Origin of the sequence: Anaerotignum faecicola (genome assembly GCA_024460105.1) — a bacterium.
GTDB lineage: Bacteria > Bacillota > Clostridia > Lachnospirales > Anaerotignaceae > JANFXS01.
Genome location: JANFXS010000333.1, coordinates 1 through 436 on the forward strand (window position 1 = coordinate 1; position 436 = coordinate 436).

Below are 436 nucleotides of genomic sequence, written 5' to 3' on the forward strand. Positions count from 1 at the left end.
TCCTTGCCGATATGGGAAGTTTGCTGAAAGCGGATGTATATGGCATGGTATTGACCGAGGACGGTTTTCGCCAAATTGCAGACGAAAATGCCAAAGATGGAACTACTTTTCGCGTTCAGTTTAAAGATGGCGTAAACATTCAGGCAGCCATAAAGGAAATAAAAACGCAATATGGCCTTTCAGACAGTCAGGTGAGCGAAAACACGGCGCTCCTCGGATTGATGGGGCAAAGTGAGAACAGTACAATGCAGTCCCTATACATCGTTGCAGGCTTTCTTGTCCTTTTGGTACTGATTGCCGGTGCAGTAATGATTGCTGCCAGCTTTAACACAAATGTTCTGGAACGGGTTCAATTCTACGGCCTTTTGCGGTGTCTGGGGGCATCCAAAGCACAGGTAAAGCACTTCGTCATTCTTCAAGGGCTGCGCCAAAGTAT

The 436-nt window shown here is 46.8% G+C and carries 1 protein-coding gene; it reads left to right on the forward strand.

Annotation, left to right across the window (positions count from 1 at the left end; all coding sequences use genetic code 11):
• On the forward strand, nt 1-436 hold a 436-nt coding region (locus NE664_14240), incomplete at both ends, for an ABC transporter permease (GenBank protein ID MCQ4727795.1).